The following is a 544-nucleotide window of genomic DNA, read 5'->3' on the forward strand; positions in this document are numbered from 1 at the left end:
CACATTTTTGATGAAATTGGGAGTGTAATAAGCCAAGTTGCTTAAACGATTCAGAACGTGCAAACAATTTTTGACCATCGCTGTTATACCACTTACCTAATTTACAAGCATTATGGTCACTTACGCTTTTTTCATCTAATTCAAGAAGACCTCTAAGCATGTAGGTAATACGCACTTTCCATAATAGATGGTCTGTTTTAGTTAAATCCAGAACTTCATTCGTTGAAAAATGAATTTTATTTTTTCCTATCTCGGTTCTTACAGCATTTGCCGAATTCAACAATTCTAATAGACTAACATTGCTTTTCTGCATCATTTCATTAAGAGAGGATGTACGGAAAGATATATCATTTATAGTTGCTTGGATTTCCTCGAAAGTGGCAGTTTGTTCCTGAGCAATAGGGGCAAGATTTTGGATTGATCGGCCTATATTTTCAAAAACTTGAATTAAGCTTGTTGCGTTTCGACTTACTACGTTAACCGCTAGTGAATTCTGTTCAAAAGATTTATCCATATTATGAAAAGATGTATTCATGTTTTCTAC

At 34.0% G+C, this 544-nt stretch carries 1 protein-coding gene; it reads right to left on the reverse strand.

Going from position 1 to position 544, the window contains the following annotated elements; all coding sequences use genetic code 11:
- Positions 1 to 544, reverse strand: a 544-nt coding sequence (locus H1S01_RS20715; RefSeq protein ID WP_188042187.1) for a methyl-accepting chemotaxis protein, incomplete at both ends; no start/stop codon positions are given.

Source organism: Heliobacterium chlorum (assembly GCF_014502795.1).
GTDB lineage: Bacteria > Bacillota > Desulfitobacteriia > Heliobacteriales > Heliobacteriaceae > Heliobacterium > Heliobacterium chlorum.